The sequence below is a fragment of the Burkholderia sp. L27(2015) genome, from assembly GCF_009765705.1.
In the GTDB taxonomy this organism is placed as follows: domain Bacteria; phylum Pseudomonadota; class Gammaproteobacteria; order Burkholderiales; family Burkholderiaceae; genus LMUX01.
In genome coordinates this window covers 1-327 of sequence record NZ_LMUX01000018.1, presented here as the reverse complement: position 1 = coordinate 327, position 327 = coordinate 1, and the positions used below count along the sequence as shown (strand labels likewise).

Sequence of the window (327 nt, the reverse complement as noted above, 5' to 3'; positions counted from 1 at the left end):
GCGCGATTCGGACGTCCCGGCCATTGATCTGGCGCCGCTGGATAAAGCCGCCAAGCAACTCAAGCAAAGCGCGCAGGCCTACACGGCTGCGTACAACACGCGTGCGGCTGCCGGTTTCCACATGCCGGCCACGCAAGAGCTTCGACTGAACGAGCTGATGGGCCGGATGGAACAGGCGTTGTCTGATCCCGACGGCCTGCCCGGGCGCCCCTGGTTCAAGCACATGATCTATGCGCCTGGCATGCTCACTGGCTACGGCGTCAAAACCGTGCCCGGGGTACGCGAAGCGATCGAGGCTCGCCGCTGGACCGAGGTCAATCAGTACTC

General features: G+C 63.9%; 1 protein-coding gene. It reads left to right on the top strand.

Annotated features, from left to right (window positions below; genetic code table 11):
- Nucleotides 1–327: transferrin receptor-like dimerization domain-containing protein (locus GSQ77_RS17045; protein WP_216854917.1), on the top strand; the 327-nt coding region annotated here is incomplete at both ends.